At 69.8% G+C, this 18,234-nt stretch carries 14 protein-coding genes; 9 read left to right on the top strand and 5 right to left on the bottom strand.

The features are described from left to right. Positions 1-3 precede the first annotated feature (3 nt). Positions 4-168, top strand: coding sequence for a hypothetical protein (locus tag QHF84_RS33620; RefSeq protein ID WP_281317591.1), 165 nt, complete (start codon positions 4-6; stop codon positions 166-168). Here QHF84_RS33620 and QHF84_RS33615 read toward each other — a convergent pair. Then, entirely contained in the window at positions 149-3,913 is a 3,765-nt protein-coding gene (locus tag QHF84_RS33615; RefSeq protein ID WP_281317590.1) for a serine/threonine-protein kinase, read from the bottom strand. The genes QHF84_RS33620 and QHF84_RS33615 overlap by 20 nt on opposite strands. 79 nt (positions 3,914-3,992) lie before the next feature. Between QHF84_RS33615 and QHF84_RS33610 the strand changes: the two genes are divergently transcribed. The 4 genes from QHF84_RS33610 to QHF84_RS33595 all read left to right on the top strand — a co-directional run bounded on the left by QHF84_RS33610 (position 3,993) and on the right by QHF84_RS33595 (position 8,922). Then, positions 3,993-4,568, top strand: coding sequence for a GNAT family N-acetyltransferase (locus tag QHF84_RS33610; protein WP_281317589.1), 576 nt, complete (start codon positions 3,993-3,995; stop codon positions 4,566-4,568). A 63-nt stretch (positions 4,569-4,631) separates the two neighbouring features. Further along, on the top strand, positions 4,632-6,227 hold the full coding sequence (locus QHF84_RS33605; RefSeq protein WP_281317588.1) for a hypothetical protein: 1,596 nt from the start codon (positions 4,632-4,634) through the stop codon (positions 6,225-6,227). A gap of 183 nt (positions 6,228-6,410) precedes the next feature. Further along, positions 6,411-7,544, top strand: coding sequence for a hypothetical protein (locus QHF84_RS33600; RefSeq protein WP_281317587.1), 1,134 nt, complete (start codon positions 6,411-6,413; stop codon positions 7,542-7,544). 94 nt (positions 7,545-7,638) lie between these two features. Beyond that, positions 7,639-8,922: a hypothetical protein gene (locus tag QHF84_RS33595; protein ID WP_281317586.1), complete on the top strand. Its 1,284-nt coding sequence runs from the start codon at positions 7,639-7,641 to the stop codon at positions 8,920-8,922. Between the two features lie 12 nt (positions 8,923-8,934). Here the strand turns inward: QHF84_RS33595 and QHF84_RS33590 are convergent, their stop codons facing one another. Continuing rightward, a complete protein-coding gene (locus QHF84_RS33590) occupies positions 8,935-9,351 on the bottom strand; it encodes a hypothetical protein (RefSeq protein ID WP_281317585.1) in 417 nt (138 codons plus the stop codon). Between the two features lie 149 nt (positions 9,352-9,500). Further along, complete coding sequence (locus QHF84_RS33585; RefSeq protein ID WP_281317584.1) at positions 9,501-10,967, bottom strand: hypothetical protein; 1,467 nt, start codon at positions 10,965-10,967, stop codon at positions 9,501-9,503. 110 nt (positions 10,968-11,077) lie between these two features. Between QHF84_RS33585 and QHF84_RS33580 the strand changes: the two genes are divergently transcribed. Beyond that, positions 11,078-11,989, top strand: a complete 912-nt coding sequence (locus QHF84_RS33580) for a dienelactone hydrolase family protein (protein WP_281317583.1) — start codon at positions 11,078-11,080, stop codon at positions 11,987-11,989. Positions 11,990-11,999: 10 nt separating this feature from the next. Here the strand turns inward: QHF84_RS33580 and QHF84_RS33575 are convergent, their stop codons facing one another. Beyond that, positions 12,000-14,060 (bottom strand): hypothetical protein, encoded by a 2,061-nt coding sequence (locus tag QHF84_RS33575; RefSeq protein ID WP_281317582.1) that lies wholly within the window; start codon positions 14,058-14,060, stop codon positions 12,000-12,002. A 77-nt stretch (positions 14,061-14,137) separates the two neighbouring features. Between QHF84_RS33575 and QHF84_RS33570 the strand changes: the two genes are divergently transcribed. Next, the gene (locus QHF84_RS33570) at positions 14,138-14,719 is read left to right on the top strand and encodes a hypothetical protein (RefSeq protein WP_281317581.1); all 582 of its coding nucleotides are present in this window, start codon (positions 14,138-14,140) and stop codon (positions 14,717-14,719) included. Between the two features lie 20 nt (positions 14,720-14,739). On the opposite strand, the gene QHF84_RS33565 is transcribed toward QHF84_RS33570, so the two are convergent. Then, positions 14,740-15,114: an FHA domain-containing protein gene (locus QHF84_RS33565; RefSeq protein WP_281317580.1), complete on the bottom strand. Its 375-nt coding sequence runs from the start codon at positions 15,112-15,114 to the stop codon at positions 14,740-14,742. A gap of 102 nt (positions 15,115-15,216) precedes the next feature. Here QHF84_RS33565 and QHF84_RS33560 point away from each other — a divergent pair, with 102 nt between their 5' ends. Further along, on the top strand, positions 15,217-15,897 hold the full coding sequence (locus QHF84_RS33560) for a TetR/AcrR family transcriptional regulator (RefSeq protein WP_281317579.1): 681 nt from the start codon (positions 15,217-15,219) through the stop codon (positions 15,895-15,897). 244 nt (positions 15,898-16,141) lie between these two features. Next, positions 16,142-18,232: an ATP-binding protein gene (locus QHF84_RS33555; RefSeq protein WP_281317578.1), complete on the top strand. Its 2,091-nt coding sequence runs from the start codon at positions 16,142-16,144 to the stop codon at positions 18,230-18,232. The last annotated feature ends 2 nt before the right edge of the window (positions 18,233-18,234 follow it).

Here is an 18,234-nt window from a genome sequence, read left to right as displayed (position 1 = left end):
GGCTTGACGGCGGTCGCCGTCTGGGATCACAAGCCGACCGCGGCGGAGATGCTCGAAGCGCGCCTCGCGCGTGGCTGGACACCCACGCCCACGGCCACGCGGGACGGGCCCGTCGTCCTCGGGTACGCCGCCTGCGCCGTCTCGCGCATCAGCTCGCCAGGAGCGTGAGCACGGCGCTCTCGCCGAATTGCTCCCGCGCCAGCCGGGCGGCCTCCGCATTCGCCGGCACGTCGTGCAAGAGGCGGGTTTGTCCTTCCGGATCCCGCACGTCCGCGAGCTCGCGCCCGAGCAGCCGCAGCGCCGCGCGGAGCTCCCCCTCGAACGCGTCGACGTCGCCCGCCGCGCGCAGCGCCTCGGCCGCCGCCATCCGCAGATCCACCTCGCCCGCGCCGAGGCCACCGGCCGCCCGCATCTCCGCGAGCGCCGCGCGCGCGAGCGCCTCTGCTTCCGCGACCCGCCCGACCCGCGACAGCGCGCGCATCCGCGTCGCGGTGAGCGACAGCCGCCGCAGGCCCATACGATCGACGAGCTCGAGCCCCCGATCCACCTCGGCGAGCGCCCGCGCCGCGTCCCCCTCCGCGAGCGAGATCCGCGCCGCGATCCCCCACGCGATCCCCGCGTCGAACGGCCCGATCCCCGGCTCCGCCACGAGCGCCTCCGCGAGCGCGCGCGCCTCCGCGAGCGCCTCCTTCGTGGTTTGCTCGGCCAGGAACGTCGCGCGGAGGATCCGCACGCCGGTCTTCGTCAGCGCGTCGTCCAGCGCCGCCGCCTGGGCCTCCGCCTCTGCAAATTGCGCCTCGGCCTCGTGGAGCGCCCCGAGCGCCCCGAGCGCCTCGCCGACGCGCGCCATGCAAAGCGCCCGCATGCGCGCGTCGCCCGCCGCCTCGAAGGCGCGTGTCGCGTCCTCGATGATCTCGAGCAGCGCGAGCGGCTCGTTCGTCGTGGTCCGACCGTACTCGTACGCCGCGAGCCGCGCCCAGCCGTGCGCGCTCGGATCCACCGCGCCCGCCCGCTCCAGCGTCTCGCGCATTCGGTGGAGCGCCTTGTGCGACTCGCCCCGATCGAGCCGCATCGCGAGCAGGCAAAGCAGCCGCCCGAGGCACTCCGCGTAGGCCCCTTGCGCCTCCAGATCCGGCGTCAGCGCGAGCAGCTCGTCGAGGTACGCCGGGAACGCCTCCGCGTACACCCCGAGCCCCGTCAGCGTGCAGACGAGCCCGAGCACCCGGCAATGCCACGTCGAGCCCTTCGGCAAGAGCGGCAGCGCCTCGATCCCCATCAAGCACGCCTCGGCCCAGGCCTTGTTCCAGTACAGGATGCAGCACGCCATCCCGCGCACGAGCCCGAGCTCGGCCCCCTCCGCGCCGAGCTCCTCGGCCTTCGCCGCGTGCGCCCGGGTCCCTGCGAGGTCGTTCCGTTCGAATGCCTCGCGCGCCGCGCGCACGTGCAGCACGCGCGCGCGCGCCGGATCGCCCCCGCGTTGCCAGTGCTCGGCGAGCACATCTGCCTCGTGCTCGCCCGCGGCCTCCAGGAACGCCGCGGCCCGCGCGTGCCCGAGCGCGAGCTCCTCCTCCCCGAGCAGCCCATACGCCGCCTCGCGCACGAGCACGTGCCGGAAGGTGTACTCCACGTCCCCCGCGAGCCTGCTCGTTCGTTGCTTCTCCAAGAACTCCGCGCGCACGAGCGCCCCGAGCGCCTGATCCACGAAGGCCCCGTGCCCCTCCCGATCCATCAGCGCGAGCACGCCTCCGCGCCAGAACCGCGTCCCGAAGATGCTCGCCGCGACGAGCGCCCGCCGCGCGTCCGGGCCGAGCCGACCGAGCCTCGCTTGCAGTATCGCGAGCAGCGTCGCCGGCCGCTCCCCCTCCTCGCCCGCGTCTCGCGCCGCGCGCGCGAGCTCCTCCACGAACAGCGGATTGCCTGCGGCGCGCGTGGCGATCCGCTCCACCACGGCGTCGCTCTCCTCCGGGCCGAGCGCCGCGCGCGCGAGCTCCTCCGCGTCGCGACGAACCAGCGGCGACAGCACCATCCGCTCCGCTCGATCGCCCCAGAGCCGCGGGTAGACGTCCTCCACGTCCGGCCGCGCCAGCGCCAGCACGAAGAGCGGCTGGTCTGAAAGCTCCGCGAGCGCGCGTTCCACGAGACGCACGCTCCGCGCGTCGGCGTGGTGCACGTCCTCGAGCGCCAGCACCACCGGACGCGTGGCGCAGGCACCGCGCAGATACTCCAGGAACGTCCGCTCGATCTGCGCCCGCGCGACCCGCCCGTCCACGAAGCCCGTCATCGCTCGCCGCTCGCTCGTCGTCGAGAGCTCCCGCGGCCCGTGCCCGCGCAGCGCGTCCGCGAGCATCGCGTAGGCCGTCGCCCCGTGCGGCTCGCTCCGACCGACGAGGAACAGCACGTCCTCCTCGCGCGCCTCGAGCCTCGCGCGAAGCTCCTGCAAGAGCCGCGACTTGCCCATGCCCGCTGGCGCCACCACCACGACCGCCCGAGGCTGCGGCTCCTCGCGTGCCGCCTCGAACGCCCGCAAAAGCAGGTCGAGCTCGCGCTTGCGCCCCACGAACGGCATGGTTTTTCCGAGCGGCGACCGCGCCTCGTCCCGCGCCGTCCCGCCGCCCGTGAGCAGGATCCGCCCGCCCTCGCGTGTCGTCTCGAAGCGACCTCCGACGAGCCCCGCCGTGACCACGTCGACGATCACCACCCCGCGCGGCGCGTCCTCCTCGCGCAGCGCCTCCACCGCGCGATCCACGGCCTCCCCGACCGGCTGCTCGCCCGACACGAACCCCGGCCCCGTCGCGATCGCGATCGTCGCCTCCGGCAGGGCCGCCTTCGCCGCGAGCGCCGCGCGCGCGGCCGCCGCCGCTTGATCCGTCGCGTCCCCGCCGAACCGCGCGAACGCCGTCACGAACCACCCCTCCGGCCGCGACCCGTGCGAAAATGCCCCGTTTCGCAGCAGGATCCGCGCGAGCTCCTCGCGCGAGGTCCCCGCGGGCGGCGCCAGCACGAGCACGCTCAAGAGCTCCGGCACGTCCCGCGCGACGGACGGGGAAAACGCGCCCCTCCGCGCGCCGATCTCCAGGAGGGCCGGCAGCTCCTCGAGCAGGCTCGACGCGCTCGCCGGACGTCTGTCCGGATCCTTCTGCAAAAGGCTCTGCACGAGCGCCGCGACCGGCGGCGGCACCCCGGGCCGGAGTGGCAAAAGCTCCGGCGGATCCTCGCTCAGGATCTTCGACATCACGAGCACCGGGTCTGGCGCGACGAACGGCGGGCGACCGGCCAGGCACTCGAACAGGATGCAGCCGAGCGAGAACATGTCCGACGCCGGCCCGATCGGCTGCTCGCTGCCCACCTGCTCCGGCGACATGTATTCGGGTGTCCCGATCGATCGCCCCGTCGCCGTGATGCCCGTCGCCGGGCCCATCGATCGTGCGATCCCGAGGTCCACGATCGTCGCCTGATCGATGTCGCCTCCGCGCAGGAGCACGTTCGACGGTTTGAGATCCCGGTGCACGACGCGGCGCGCGTGCAGCGCGGCGAGCCCCTCGGTGATGCGCCGGAGCAAGAGCAGCGCCTCACGTGTCGACAGCGGCCCGCGCGCCAGCCGTTTTGCGAGGTCCTCGCCTTCCAGCCATTGCATCGCCAGGAAATGCCGACCGTCCTCGCTCTGCCCGTGCGCCACGTACGACACGACACGCGGATGGCGGATCTCGGACAGAATTCGCGCTTCCCGGGCGAAGCGCTCGGTATCGAGCGACGTCGCGTCTGCATGCAGGAGCTTCAGCGCGACCTCTTCTCCCGTCTCCTGATCTGCGGCCCGGTAGACCTCGCCCATGCCGCCGCGCCCGGCGAGCGAGCGGACCACGAACCGCCGCGCGACCAGCGTTCCGGCGGGCAGGGTCTTGCTCTTCGGGGCCATGCGCGCCCATTGGTTTCATACCCGGGCGCGCCCGCTGTCAAGCGCTTCGCCGCAGCGCGTCGGCCTTTGACACTTGCGAGTGCGCCGAAGCTTTGAGAAATTCGAGGGCGTGACGTGCCCCAAGCTCATCACCGAGCGCCTCGAGATGGTCCCCATGACCGTGGAGCTCGTCGAGGCCGTGCTCGATGGGCGCCGCGCCGATACCGAGGTGATCCTCGGCGCGAAGATGCCCACGGCGTGGCCGGGCCGCGCGCTCGTCGAGCGAGCGTTTCTCGCGCGGATCGACGCCGTGCGCGCCGATCCCGATCATCGGCTCTGGGGCGATCGCGTGGCCCTGTCGCTCGAGCCTTCTCCGCGCGTGATCGGCAGCGTTGTTTTTCATGGGGGACCGGATCCCGAGGGCCTCGTCGAGGTCGCGTACGGCATCGAGGAGGAATCGCAGCGGCAGGGCTTCGGCTTCGAGGCCGTGAGCGCGTCCGTGGCGTGGGCGCTCTCCGAGCCGCGCGTGCGCGCCGTCCGGGCCTCGACGTTCACCTGGCACCTCGCGTCTCGCCGCATCCTCGAGAAGCTCGGCTTCCGCGTCGTCGCCACCGAGGACGATCTTCTCGGCGAAATGCTCAAGTACGAGGTCGTCCCGAGCGCGTTCCGCAGGTAGGCTCCTGCCGCCCCTGGTTTTCCGGGAGAACCTTCCTGTAAGCTCCCTCAGGGCACCGCGTTCATGCTGGACGACATGGGACATTGCAATCCGAGGCAGAGGGGGCTTTGGGCTTTCCTCGTCGCGCTGGGCACCGTTTTCGCGAGCGCGCCCCTCGCGCGGGCCCAGGAGGCCGCGGTTGCGCCGCCCGACGAGCCGCCGCCGCCCCCGCCGATCGAGGCTGCCACGGAGCCGCCGCTGCCGCCCGTCGAGGTCGCCACGGACATCCCGCCGCCGCCTCCGCCGCCTCCGCCTCCGCCGCCGTACGTGCCGCCGCCGTACGTGCCGCCGCCTTTGCCGCCCAAGCCGAGCCGCTGGTATTTCCTGCACCCCGGCGTCTTCCCCGAGGCCGACCTCTTCGCGGGCATCGCGCAGCTCGGCCTCGTCACGCCCTCGGCGAAGGAGTTTTACGGCGGCGCGCAGGTGGGCCTCTTCGGCGCCGAGGCAGCGCACTTCACGGGCATCGCGCAGGTCGGTCTTTTGCACACCAACGTCGAGCGCGTCTTCCGCGGCGGCGTCGAGCTCACGCTCGGCAGAAACCTCGTGAAGGAGGTCTACGGCGGCGCGCAGATCGCCCTCTACCGCAACGTCGTCACCGACCTTTTCGTGGGCCTCGTGCAGTACGCCCTCGTCCGCAACGACACGCACCGCTTCCTCGGCCTCGCGCAGATCGGCACGCGCAACGGCACCGACGCGTTCATCGGCGGCGTGCAGCTCGGCGCCTACAACGTCATCGGCGCGGGCCTCGACTGGGACGGCGGCGGCTCGCGCGGCGGCGGGTTCGTCGGCGCGCTCCAGATCGGCGCGTTCAACAAGATCGACCACGGCAATTTCGCCGGCATCGCCCAGATCGGCGGCGTCAATACGGTCGAGGACGGCGATTTTCGCGGCGTCGCCCAGATCGGCCTCGTCAACATTGCCGAGGAGCGCTTCTACGGCGCGCTCCAGGTCGGCCTTCTGAACGGCATCGACGAGGAGTTTTACGGCATCGGCCAGCTCGGCGCCGTCAACATCGCCGGCGACGACTTTCATGGCGTCTTCCAGGCCGGCGCCGCGAACCTCCTTTTGGAGCAGAGCTTCCACGGCTTCGGCCAGTTCGGCCTCGGCGCGTACGTCGACGAGGAGTTCCAGGGCGTCTTCCAGACGAGCGCCCTCTTCAACTACGTCGACGATTCCTTCTCCGGCGTCCTGCAGCTCGGCGGCCTCTTCAACTACGTCGACGACGACTTCCGGGGCGTCTTCCAGATCGGCGGCTTCAATGGCGTGCACGAGGAGTTTTACGGCCTCGCGCAGATCGGCGTCGTCAACATGACCGGCGACGATCAAATCGGCGCGCAGCTCGGCATGGTCAACCTCGTGAAGGACCACATCCACGGCCTCCAGGCCGGGGTTTTCGCGAGCGCCGAGGAGGTCACGGGCATGCAGCTCGGCGTCGCCAATTACTCCGATCGCCTGACCGGCGCCACGATGGGCCTCTACAACCGCTCGAAGCACGTCCGCGGCGTCCAGATCGGCCTCATCAACCAGACCGAGCGCCTCCGCGGCCTCCAGCTTGGCCTCGTCAACCTCTCCAAGCAGGGCGGGCTCCCCTTCTTCCCCGTGATGAACATCGGCCTCTGACCCCGTCCGGGGTGAGGACCAAAGGCCTCACCCGGCGCGGTGTCGAGGCATCGCTCTAGGGGTCCGCACGACCCGCGCGAGCAGCTTCCTCGGTCATTTCGGGCGTCCGTCGCATGGCACGCGGCTTGCTGTCGCGCCACGAATTCGCGGACGAACGTCTGATCTTCCATACTCCGGGGAATCATGTCTCGACGAACGCTCCCTGCGGCCTCGATGCTGGCTGCCCTCCTCACCACGACCGCGGCTTCCCACGCGCAGAATGCTGCCACCAAGCAATACGTGGACGTCGCGATCGCCGAGCCGCCCAAGCAAGGCGGGCTCGAGATCACCATGAAGAATGGCGCCACGTTCTCGCTCGTGGACACCCGCGACGTGGTCGGCGTCACGCCGAATGGCTCCACGCTCACCGTCGGCCTCAAATTCGACGGCGTCGCCACGTACCGCAGGGGCGGCCACGAATGGCGCACCGTGCTCGGCATCAACGAGGCGCTCACGAAGACGCCGGCCCTCGAAGAGCCCGTCAAGAGCGCCGACGCGTTCACCGTCGAGAGCACCTACCTCTATTTCGTGCGCCCCTGGTTCGGCCCCTTCGCGCGTATCACCCTCGGCACCCCGCTCTTCCGCGGCTTCGACGTCCGCCCCGCCGATACCACGTACTCCATCGCCCGCGTCGACGGCACCAGCGATACCGTCGTCTCGCGCCGCATCACGCTCACCGAGCCTTTCCGCCCCCTCACGCTGAAAGAGACCATCGGCCCGTTCGCGCGTCCCGTCTCCGGTGATCGATTCAACCTGGAGACCCGCGTCGGTCTCGGCGGATTGCAGACCTTCGCCGACAACCAGCTCATCCTGAAGGACGACGCCGCCACGACCGATCGGGTCGAGGTGCAGGAGCTCCGCACCGTCCTCCAGCTCGGCGTCGAGGGCTCGCTCGAGATGTGGGGCTCGTTCAACGACAAGAAAATCAGCTACAAGGTCGGCGTCGGCGCGCTGATCCCGGCCTGGAACAACGACGTGCCTGCAGCCGGGGAAACGAAGAAGAGCCCCCTCCAGCTCACGAACCTGGACATCGGCGCGGCCATTTCCTTCAAAGTCGTCGAATGGGCGACGCTCGATTACGAGCTCAAGCTCGTCCGCCAGCCCCAGCTCACCGAGCAATGGCAGATACGTAACGGAATGATGCTCACGCTCGGCCTCGGATACTCCAGAAAACCCCCGGCGCCGCCTGCGCCGCCCGCAAAACCCGCGCCCGCCGCGCCCGCCGCGCCCGCCGCGCCTGCGGCCCCCGCGCCCGCGCCCGCGCAGGTCACGAAATAGTCATCATCGTTCGTGGCGGATGCCCGGCCTGAACGGCCGGGCACGTCGCGTGCAAACCCCCGCCCGTCCGGCTACTTCTGCGAAGGGACGGCGCATGAACGACGGGGGAAATCGATTGAAATCCATCAAATACATCGTGCTCATCGCGGCGCTCCTCGCGCCGGGTTGTGCACCCGACGAGCCCTCCACCGGGTCTGCGGGAAATTCGCTTCTCGACCCGCCCGCGGAGGGCTCGGGCCTCCAATATCGCATGACCTCCACCATTGCCCCGGGGTCCGAATCCTATGGTTGCCGCCTCTTCCAGGTGCCGCCGGAGGGGCTCGTGATCCGCGGGCAGGACGTCGCGTTCGGCCCGGGCGGACATCACGTCCTGCTTTACCGGACCCCTTATCGGGCGATTCCGTCCCACGACGAGCAGGGGATCACCCTCGACGCCCTCACGGAGCACGACTGCTCCCAGGGCGCAACCGCGCGCTGGAAGGTCGACGCCGTGCTCGGCGGATCCGAGAGCTTCGGCAGCGTGGGCCTGCTCCATCGATTGCCCGACGGCGTCGGCGTCGTCCTCGAGCCGAATGCGGTGCTCGTGATGAGCACCCATTACCTCAACACCACGACGGCTCCGCTCGCGGTCGACGCTCGCATCAACGTCTACACCATGCCGCGCGAGGAGCTCCGCATCGAGGCCGGGCTCCTCTACATGGACAACCACGCCCTCCGCGTCCCGCCCTTCGGAAAGGCCTCGGCGCGCATGCGTTGCCCCGTGCCCGAGGACGTGCACGTCGTGAGCTTGCAATCGCACATGCACGCGCGCGGCGTCTCCTTCGAGGCCACGCTCCTCCCGCGCTCGGGGACGCCCACGTCCATCTATTCGACGACCTCCTGGCAAGAGCCGCCCGTACGCGAGCTCGATCCGCCCCTCTTGTTCCCTCGGGGGAGCACCATCGAGGTCCGCTGCGATTACCAGAGCACCGAGGCGCGACCCATCACGTATGGCCTCTCCTCGTCCGACGAGATGTGCCAGCTCATCGGCCCGTATTTTCCGAAAAACGCGCGCTTCGAGCGTTGCGAGGACGAGCGCGGCGCGTCCGCGGCGACGTGGGTGGGCAGCGGGAAGGCCAGCGGGGCGGAGACCGTCGCTTGCCTCGGGGAGGCGATGACGCGCGAGAAGGGGTTCGGCTACGCGTATTACGATTGCGTACACGCCGCCTGCTCCACCATCGCGTCCGAGGTTTCGGCGGTCGTGCATTGCCACGCGGCGAAGCGCGCCACGGACTGCGCGAATCGGTGCCAGGGGGGCGACGCAGGCGATTGCGTGTCCTGCCTCGCGCAGGCCTGCGCCGCGGAGGAGCAGGCCGCGCGGAATGCGACGTCTCCTTGAAGGGGCGTCGGGTCAGCCGTTCGCCGCGACCGGCGCGCCGACCTTCGTGACCTCGGGCTTCATCCGACCCCGTCGATAGGCTCCCACCGCGACCACGATTCCGCCGATCACGTTCATTGCCAGCGCGAGACAGACGTTGTGCAGCGACTCGGCCGTCCCCATCGCGACGACGCGGACGAATTGATCGAGGTCGAACGCGCGCGCCGCCGGGTCGACGACCTCGCTTGCGGCGTAGCTCAGCGTCGTGATGATCCCCGTGAAGAAGCCGAGGAAACCCGCGGTCAGGGTGAGGATTGCGAGCACGGCGGGCAGGAGGAGCCGCCCTTTGCCGGGATTTCGGGCGTAACCGATGGCCGCGCCGAAGAGAATGATGCCGAAGAAGAGCGTCGGGTACATGCCGAAGCCGCCGAGCCTGAATGCCTCTCCCATGGGAAACCTCCGTTTGTCAGGGTCGTTCGTGGGTCGTGTCGCCCCGCCGCGCATCTCACCGGAAGTCGGTCCTCGCCGGCGCGAGATCCAGCGGAGCGGGCAGACGGACCCCGGGCGCGCGAGGAAGTTCCCGAAGCCCGGCAAAATCTCTAGCGCTTCTTCACCCGTCCGACCGCCCCGTCGTAGTGGCCTTCCCTCCGGACGTAATACACGAAGTAGAGCCACTCCTCTCCGTCCGCCGTCCGCGCCAGGCTCGGCTCGCCGATGCTCACGATGTCGCCCGGCCCGTCGGGCGGCGCGTCGAGCCCGATCTCGACGACCGGATCGCCGAACGACGAGGGCAGCGCCGGATCGCCGCCGGAGTACGCGCTCGTCGAGATGTCGCGGAAGCCCCGCGAGAAATAGAGCTTCGACGCGGCCTCGTCCACGAACGGCTGGAACTCGTCGACGTCGGGCTTGCTGATCGCGGCCACGGTCGTCTCGGAGAATGTCGCGCCCGGCAGCGCGCCCGAGGGTTTGGCGACGAAGAGGTCCTTCTGCACCGGCCCCTCGGTGTCGAACCAGACGTAGCCGTGACCGAACGCGGGATTCGAATGGAATTGCTCGAGCGGCACGAGCGGGAGCTGCGTCACGGGGAAGGGGTCGGCGATGAGGAAATTGTTCACGAACGAATATTTTCCGAGGCTCACGGGCGCGCCGAGCGTGATGTCGGCGTGATACAGATCGGGCGCCGTGTCCGGCCCGTGCAGCGGGTCGAACGCGAAGAGCACGGACGCCGCGCCGTCCTTCGGCGCGCCGAGGTACGTGAAGCCGAACGGCGAATACGTGAAGCCGTTCATGTCGATCGCGATCACGAACGGCTCGGCGAACGAGCCGTCCGCTTGCTTGCGGAACCCGTACGCCGCAACGGGCGGCAATGCGAAGAGCGCCTCCGTCACGCCGAGCTGGGGAATCGTGTGGTCGATCTCCGTGGGCGACAGGATCCGCGCCGCGCCGGGCATGTCGGGCCGCTCGGGGCCCGCAAACGGGCCGTACGTCGCATTGCATGCGGGCGACGCCGGGCTCGCGGCTTCGCCCGTGCAGCCGGGCAGATCCTTGCCTGCAATGCAGCAGAGCAGGTCGACCGGCGAATACGAGCTCACGATGAGCCATTCACCGTCCGGGCTCACCTCGGCCGAGTCCTCCGTGCCTGTGGTATTGACCAGCCCGGGCACGCGCTCCGGCTGCCCCCACGCCGCGCCCACGACGGGTAACACCACGGCCGTCGCATCGGCTGAAAGCTCCGCGACCTTCGCCCGCACCAGCACCTCGCCGGCGTCCCCCGCGGCGAGCGTGGGCTCGACCGTGGCCCGATACGCGCCCGCCGCGGGCTCCTCGACCGCCCCGACCGTTCCACCCTCGGCCGTGATTTCCACCACGAGCCCGGAAACGGGCTTTCCCTCACTCGACGTGACGCGCGCCGTGACCTCGATCGGATACGGCGCGGACCCATCCTGCCGCGCGAGCTCGAGGACGATCGCCGCGGGCGCGGACGCCCCGGGTTTCGAGGGATCGCTGTCCGAACCGCAGGCAACAAGGGCGAAGGGGACGAGGAGCGCAAGGGATCGGTATCGCATCGAGCCATTCTAGACGAGCTCGGCTCGCTTTGTCTTCGCCCCGGACGGCGGCCGCGCGCGGGCGAACGAAGGGCGTTCCCAGGGCCGCGCCTCGGTGTAGAGTGCGCGCCATGAGGTTCGTCCGACTCGATGGTTTCCTCCGCTCGGCCCGCGCCCTCGCAGCGGGCCTCTCCGTGTTCGCCCTCGCGGCTTGCGGCGGCGCGCCTTCGCCCGAGGCCGAGAGCCCCGCGCCGGCGAACACCACGCCTGCGACAAGCCAGACCACGTCGCCCGCCGAGGGCATGCTCGGCACGCTCTCCGAGGAGAGCTTCAAGGCGCTGCACCAGCTCAAGGCCGAAAAGGCCCCGGCGCCGCGCGGCGAGCGTGTCACGATCGACGGCACGAGCGCCTACCTCAGCCTCCCCAAAGGAAAAACCGCGCCCTTGCCGGGCCTCGTCGTGATCCACGAATGGTGGGGCCTGAACGAGCACATCCAGCACTGGACCGATCGGCTCGCCGAGGACGGGTATGCCGCGATCGCCGTGGATCTTTATGGCGGCAAGACCGCGCAGAACCCCGACGACGCGATGGCCATGATGAAGGCCGTCGACAACAAGAAGGCGATGGCCACGCTCGTGGCGGCGCACGATTTCCTGGAGAAAGATCCGCGCATCCAGGCGAAACGCACGGGCGTGATCGGCTGGTGCTTCGGCGGCGCCTGGTCCTTGCAATTCGCCATGCACGAGCCCGACCTCGACGCGTCCGTGATCTATTACGGCCACCTCGTCACGGACCCCGCGGAGCTCAAGCCGATCAAGGCCGAGATCCTCGGCATTTTCGGGAACAAGGATCAGGCGATCCCGCCCGAGACCGTGAACGCGTTCGACGCGGCCCTCACCAAGGCCGGCATCACGCACACCATTCATCGTTACGACGCGCCCCACGGCTTCGCGAACCCCTCGGGGAAGGGGTATGACGAGAAGAGCGCGGCGGACGCCTGGGACAAGGTGCGCGTGTTCTTGCGGAGGAAGCTCGTGGAGTGAGGCGCGCGGCTCAGGGCGTGCGGCTGCGATAAAGGCCGTACGCCCCGAGCGCGAATGTCGTTTCCCCGTCCGGGAGCCGCGCGACCATTCGGAGCGGATCGCCGCCGGGCGTCTCCCGCGGCGACCACGATGTCCCGCCATCCTGCGTCATCACGAGTGAACGCACGCCGCCCTGCTTTTCGAGCACGACGCTCGCGCGCGCCTCCGTCGCGGCCGCGACCTGCACGATTGCGGCCGGCGAAACCCCGAGCGCCTGCGTGACCCAGGTCGCGCCCCCGTCCTCGGTGCGAAGCAGGAGCGGCTCGCCCGTGCTCGTCACGCCGCCGGCCCACCCCACGGAAGTGCCCGGCGCGAACGCCAAGGAGACGAGTTTTTCCTCGTCGGGCATTCCGCCGCGACGAACCACGAACGTCTCCCCGGCGTCGTCGCTCGTCAAAATGAGCCCATTCTCGCCGACCGCGACGAGCCGCCCCGAATCGAGCCGCCCGAGGTCGCGGACGTACGTCCCGTCCGGGAGGGAAAGCTCGTCGAACGTGGCGCCGCCGTCCTTCGATCGGTAAAGCGGCCGTGCATTCACGGCGCCACGCGCGGTCGCGACGAACCCGAGCCCGCCCGGCCCAATCCGCGCGGCCGCGAGCGGCTGCCCTTGCGCGGGAAAACCGTCGTGGAGGAAAGTCCGGCCGCCGTCCTCGCTGCGCAGGAAGGTTTGCTGCACGTATTCGCTCGGGAACGCGAGCCAGAGCCGATTTTCGTGCGCCGAGAGGGAAGGCGGGCGGGTCGAATCGTCCGTGAACGCCGGCAGGTCCGTCCCCTCGTCGAAATGGAACGCATCGTCCGTGCGATACAGCCGGAACTTGAACACGGCGGTCGTGTTCTGCATCGCGATCACGTATCCGCGCTCTTTCGTCGGGAAAAAGACGGCCTTGTTTTCATCGAGGCCGCCTGGCCAGTCGGCGGAGATCGCGTTTCGCTCGATCGGCTCCGAGCTCCGCGCGCCGTCGGTCGATCGGCGCAGCCGGTGCGTGAGCAGGAGCCCGTGATTCGCGGTCCCGAAGCTCACGCGGTTCGCGCCGCGCCACGAGCTCTCGAATTCGGCGCCCCACGTGCCACGCGTGAAGGTTTGTCCTTCGTCGCGCGAGGTCCAGACCTCGAACGTGGTCGGCATGTCGACGGTGTCGCAATACGACATCACGTGGAGCGCGCTGGAATCGCCGGCGATCTGGGGCCCGCGCGCGCACTCGGGGGCGAGCGATCCGCGCCGCTGGAACGTGTTCCCCCGCGTGGTCGAGCAATGCAGCAAAAGGCCGCTCGAGGACGGATCCTCGTCGCCCACCAGGCAGGCGAGGAGCTCGCGGGGGGAGACCCAGAGCGAATCCACGGTCCCGGGGTTTCCCCCGGGGATCTGCGTGTCCCCGTAAAATGCATGGAGATCCGGCTCCTGCGTGGCGCGGATTCGTATCGTCGCGCCGCCCTCGGTCGCGGTCACGAGATACCCCGGGCCCGCCGCGACGGCCGTGCGTCCGCCGAAGGGCACCTGCACGAACGCCGCGTCGCCGGGCCTGCCGTGATAAAGGCCCTGCGCGGATCCGCAGACCACGCGACCAAAAAAAAGCACGCACCGCGAGAGCTCCTCGGGCGCCTCGGGCGAAGCCACGAACGTCCTGCCTTCGTCGAGAGAAACCCAGGCGCGCCGCGCCGCCGTCGCCACGATCGCCTGCTCGTCTGCCCACACGAAGGCGAGATCCTCGTTCGTCCCGACATCGACACGCTCGAAGCTCTCAGCGCCGTCGTTCGTGTGCAATACGAGCCCGCCGCGGCCGACGATCCACGCGACGTTGCCGTCCACGTCCACGACGTCGCGCATACGCAGCGCGCTGGCGGGCAAAGGCGCAATCTCCGCCCAGAGAGGCTCTTCGCACGTATCGCCACGCCGCACGAGCCCCGGGGCGCAGAGCGCGCGCCTCGGGCCGATCGACATGCCGTCCTCGTATTCCCGGGCCGCCGGGAGGCAGGACGAGAGCGAGACCGTCGAAAGGACGATCCCGATAAACGCGCATTTTCCTGCAAGCATCGGAGCGTCTCCTCGGCCCGCGGACAGCAAGGTGCATGCCCTTGCCTTGCGCTTCGAGCCCGGCGATGATGCGGGCCATGAAGATCATGCTCAAGCTCGAAAACCTGAAGACCGGCGAGACGTCTTTCCAGGAGTTTCCGGACGAGGAGGCGACGGTGGCGTGGCTCCGCGAGCGCCCGCGCTTCACCGATGTGCTCGGCGTGGTCTTCGAAGGCCTCTCGCGCGAACAGAACGACCGCCTGAAGGCCGCGATGCGCCCGCTCGATGCGGAGGAGCAGGCGGCCGAGAAGGCCCTCACCGAGGCGCGTGAGAAGGCCGCCGAGGCGCAGGCGCTCGCGCGCGAGAAGGAGAACGAGGCGGCACGCGCGGCGCATCGGGAGGCGCAGAAGAACCTCGATCCGAACCGCCCGATGGAGGTTCGTTTCCGCTACGACACGGGCCTTCAGCTCGCCGATCCGGACGATCCGCGCGGCATCTCGGACGAGGTGCGCGCGGCGTGCACGGCGTGGATCGAGGAGCGCAACGAGTGGGTCGCCTCGCGTGGTCAAATCGTGGGCGAGGCCAAGATCACGGTGCTGCCCGGCGCGCTCCCGAAGCCCGGCGCCGACCGCGTGCAGCATGGCTCGTTCGTCCCGGTGACCGGCCCGAAGAAAGCCTGACGCGGGGCGGTTTGTCCGAGTCAATCATTCGCTGACGTCGAGCCGTCCTCGTGGCCCCGCCCGGTGGCCGCGAGGCTCCGCGCTTCGGCGTCCTCGGCGCGCACGAGCTCGAAGTCGATCCGGCCGATCCGGATTCGCGCGCCTGGCAGGATCTCCCGCGCCCTGACGAGCTCTTCGTTCACGAACGTGCCCGAGGTGCTCGCGACGTCCTCGATCGTGACGCGCCCTTCCTCCACGGTGATCCGCGCGTGCCGCCGCGACACGGTATCCGACCGGAGGCGGATATCGGCGCCTTCCGTGCGTCCGAAGACCTGGGCGCCCTCGCGGAGCGGGATGATGCGCCCGATCTCCTCGGGCAGCCCGTCGAGGATGACGAGCGCAAACGACGTGGCCATGCGTCGAGGTTACCACGTGCATCAATGACCATGGTCCCTTCCGCGCTTGACGGCGGATCGACCGTCGCTTACGACCGCGGATCCGTTACGTTGTTGTAAGACATGCGCAGCACGAGCAAGGCCCAGGCGGGCGAGGGATGGCAGAGGGCGCACAGCGCCGAGCAAAAGGAGCAGCGCCGCGAGGCGATCCTCGGGGCCGCCGCGGAGCTCTTCCGGGAGCGCTCGATCGACGACATCTCGATCGGCGAGGTCGCCGAGCGCGCCGGGCTCGCGAAGGGCAGCGTCTATCGATATTTCGCCACGAAGGAAGAAGTCTTCCAGGCGCTCTTCCTCCAGGGGCTCGGCGCATGGTTCGACGAGATCATGCCCCTGCTCCGGGGCCTCCCCCGCGATACCTCGCCGGACGACGTGGCCGCGCTCGTCGTGCGCACGCTCGCGCCGCGCGAGCCGATGTTGCGGCTCCTGGCGAGCAATTCTTGCGACATCGAGCAAAACCTCTCCTTCGAGGCGGCGCGTGACTCCAAGCGGTGGATGCTCGACCATATCGTCATCGCGGGCGCGGCGTTCGAGGCGGCGCTCCCGGGCTTGCCGGAGGGCGGTGGGTTGCGGGCGATCCTGCGGCTCGGCGCGCTCGTCTCGGGCCTCTGGCCGATGGGGCACCCGGTCGGGGCCATGAAAAAGGTGCTCGCCGCGCCGAAGATGGCTCCGCTGCGCGTCGATTTTTATGGCGAGCTCGAATCCTCGTTCGCTGCGCTCCTCGCCGGCATGTGCCGCGCGTCGTGAGCCTCGGACGACGGGGACACATCGGACAGCGGCCCTCGTAGCCGCACGAGCGTGACGCGAGGCCCGTCGCCGTCCTTCCTGGAGGACTGTATTCATCGGGCGACGCCGGATTCGACAATCAGGGTTCGGCCGGCTCGAAGGGAAATCCGTCTTCTGACAACATCTATCGTTGCCTTCACCCAGGAATTCACGCGGTCGCGGCAAACGCTGGAATTCGGGGGCCGACTCCGCCCTCGCGCCCTTCGTGTTTGCTCTGCACGCGTGCCGGAGATCGAAGGAGGTCGCCGCCGCGGTCGCCGCGGAGGGCGCGCGGGCGCTCGACGCTACGTCCGGCCTGCTGGCCGTCCTCGTGGCCGACGAGCTTTCCGTCCCCGGCACGAACGATCCGGCGCCGCGTGGGCTCGCCGTCGCGCTCTCCACGCCGGGGCCGACGCGGGTGCGCATTGCGGGGTGTGACGGGTGGGCCGTCCGGCTCGCCGTCGGAGACAGAGTGCTCGGCGTCGTCGCTTTCCAGGGTTTGCGCCGGGAAGCCACCACGAAAACACGTTTGTCCCGGCTGGCCATGCATTGCGCCCCGGCGCTCGCGCGGGTCCTCGCGGAGGAGGCAGAGCTCTCGGCGCTGCGGCTCAGCCGGGAGCTGCTCCGCGCGGTCACGGAGGGGACGCACGATTGTGTCTTCGTGAAAGATCTGAACCTCCGGTACGTGATGATCAACTCGGCGGGGGCGCGGGTCTTCGGCCTCGTGCCCGAGGACGTCGTGGGCAAGGACGACAAGGCGCTCTTTTCGCAGGACGACGCCGTGGAGATCGCCCGGCGCGACCGGGAGACCATCGATACGCGGCGCACGACGATCTACGAATGCTCGTCGACCACCTGCCATGGCTCGACGCGGTACTGGCAATCGACGAAGGGGCCCTGGTACGACGAGGAGGGCCGGGTCATCGGCATCGTGGGTATCTCGCGGGACATCACCGCGCGGCGAAGGTCCGAGGAAGCGCAGCGGCTCCTCGCCGAGGTGAGCGGCATTCTCGGCTCGTCGCTGGAGTACGAGAGCACGTTCGCGGCCATGGCGAGGCTGCTCGTGCCGTCGTTCGTCGAGGGGTGCACGATTCACGTGGAGGAGGCCGGCGCGCGATATTGCCTCGCGGCGCTCGGGCGCGGGGCCGCGTTCGCGGAGGACCTGCTCGACCTCGTCTCGCCCGGGCGCGCGCTCGGCTTCGGCGATCTCGACCTGCCCACGCGCCGCGAGCTCGAAGGCCGCGGCGTTCATTCGCTCCTCGTCGTGCCCCTCGTGATTCAGGGGCATGCGCTCGGCCACCTGACGCTGCTCGGCGGCGCGCCCGGGCGATTCGTGGCGGAATCGGAGCGCGCCCTCGCCGAGGAGCTCGCGCGGCGGGCGGGCATGGCGCTCGACCGCGCCAGGCTTTATCGGGCGGTGCAGGAGGCGAGCCGGCTGAAGGACGAATTCTTGGCCGTCATCTCGCACGAGCTCCGCACGCCGCTCACGGCGATCCTCGGCTGGACCGGCATTCTGCGGCGCGACTCGGTGCCGGAGGCGAGCCGCGGCAAGGCCCTCGAGACCATCGAGCGCAATGCGCAGACGCAGGCGCGCCTCATCGAGGACCTGATGGACACGACGAGCATGATCGCGGGCACGCTCCAGCTCGACTTCATGAACCTCGACCTCTTGCAGCCGCTCACGCAGGCCGTCCGGGCGATGCGAAACGTCGCGGAGGCGAAGGGGATTCGCCTCGAAACCGCCCTCGAGACGAGCGGCCCGCTCCCCGTCCTCGGCGACGATCTCAGGCTTCGTCAGGTCATCGAGAACCTGCTCGGCAATGCGCTCAAATTCACGCCGCCGGGCGGGTCGGTGGAAATTGGCTGCCGCCGCGGCGACAAGGTGATCTTCTGGGTGAAGGACGACGGCGTGGGGATTTCGCCCACCACCTTGCCGCACGTCTTCGAACGGTTCCGGCAAGGCGACAGCTCGTCGACCCGCAGCCATGGCGGGCTCGGCCTCGGGCTCTCGATCGTGCGTTATCTCGTGGAGGCGCATGGCGGCGCCGTGGTCGCGGAGAGCCCGGGGAAGGGGCTCGGCGCGACGTTCACGGTCGAGCTGCCCTTGCGCGTCGAAAAGGCCCCGGAGGTCACCGTCGTGGAGGCGTCGCCCGCGCCGCGGCTCGACGACGTGCAATTGCTGGTCATGGACGGCACGCCAAATTCACGCGAGCTCGCCACGGGCATCTTCAAGAGCATCCATCCCGACGTGACCGGGGTTCACAAGGTCTTGATCCCGAAGCACTCTCGCTCCCGGCAGGACACGGGTCGTTCCTGAGC

The organism is Polyangium sp. y55x31, assembly GCF_029946505.1.
Taxonomy (GTDB): domain Bacteria; phylum Myxococcota_A; class Polyangia; order Polyangiales; family Polyangiaceae; genus Polyangium.
This window is presented reverse-complemented; position numbering and strand designations above follow the sequence as displayed.

Bases quoted from the DNA above. Each gene is read 5' to 3' on its own strand.
- QHF84_RS33565 (WP_281317580.1), bottom strand. From the start codon at position 15,114: ATGGCCACGTCGTTTGCGCTCGTCATCCTCGACGGGCTGCCCGAGGAG.
- QHF84_RS33575 (WP_281317582.1), bottom strand. From the start codon at position 14,060: ATGCTTGCAGGAAAATGCGCGTTTATCGGGATCGTCCTTTCGACGGTC.
- QHF84_RS33600 (WP_281317587.1), top strand. From the start codon at position 6,411: ATGTCTCGACGAACGCTCCCTGCGGCCTCGATGCTGGCTGCCCTCCTC.
- QHF84_RS33605 (WP_281317588.1), top strand. From the start codon at position 4,632: ATGCTGGACGACATGGGACATTGCAATCCGAGGCAGAGGGGGCTTTGG.
- QHF84_RS33615 (WP_281317590.1), bottom strand. From the start codon at position 3,913: ATGGCCCCGAAGAGCAAGACCCTGCCCGCCGGAACGCTGGTCGCGCGG.
- QHF84_RS33595 (WP_281317586.1), top strand. From the start codon at position 7,639: ATGAACGACGGGGGAAATCGATTGAAATCCATCAAATACATCGTGCTC.
- QHF84_RS33585 (WP_281317584.1), bottom strand. From the start codon at position 10,967: ATGCGATACCGATCCCTTGCGCTCCTCGTCCCCTTCGCCCTTGTTGCC.
- QHF84_RS33570 (WP_281317581.1), top strand. From the start codon at position 14,138: ATGAAGATCATGCTCAAGCTCGAAAACCTGAAGACCGGCGAGACGTCT.
- QHF84_RS33590 (WP_281317585.1), bottom strand. From the start codon at position 9,351: ATGGGAGAGGCATTCAGGCTCGGCGGCTTCGGCATGTACCCGACGCTC.
- QHF84_RS33580 (WP_281317583.1), top strand. From the start codon at position 11,078: ATGAGGTTCGTCCGACTCGATGGTTTCCTCCGCTCGGCCCGCGCCCTC.
- QHF84_RS33560 (WP_281317579.1), top strand. From the start codon at position 15,217: ATGCGCAGCACGAGCAAGGCCCAGGCGGGCGAGGGATGGCAGAGGGCG.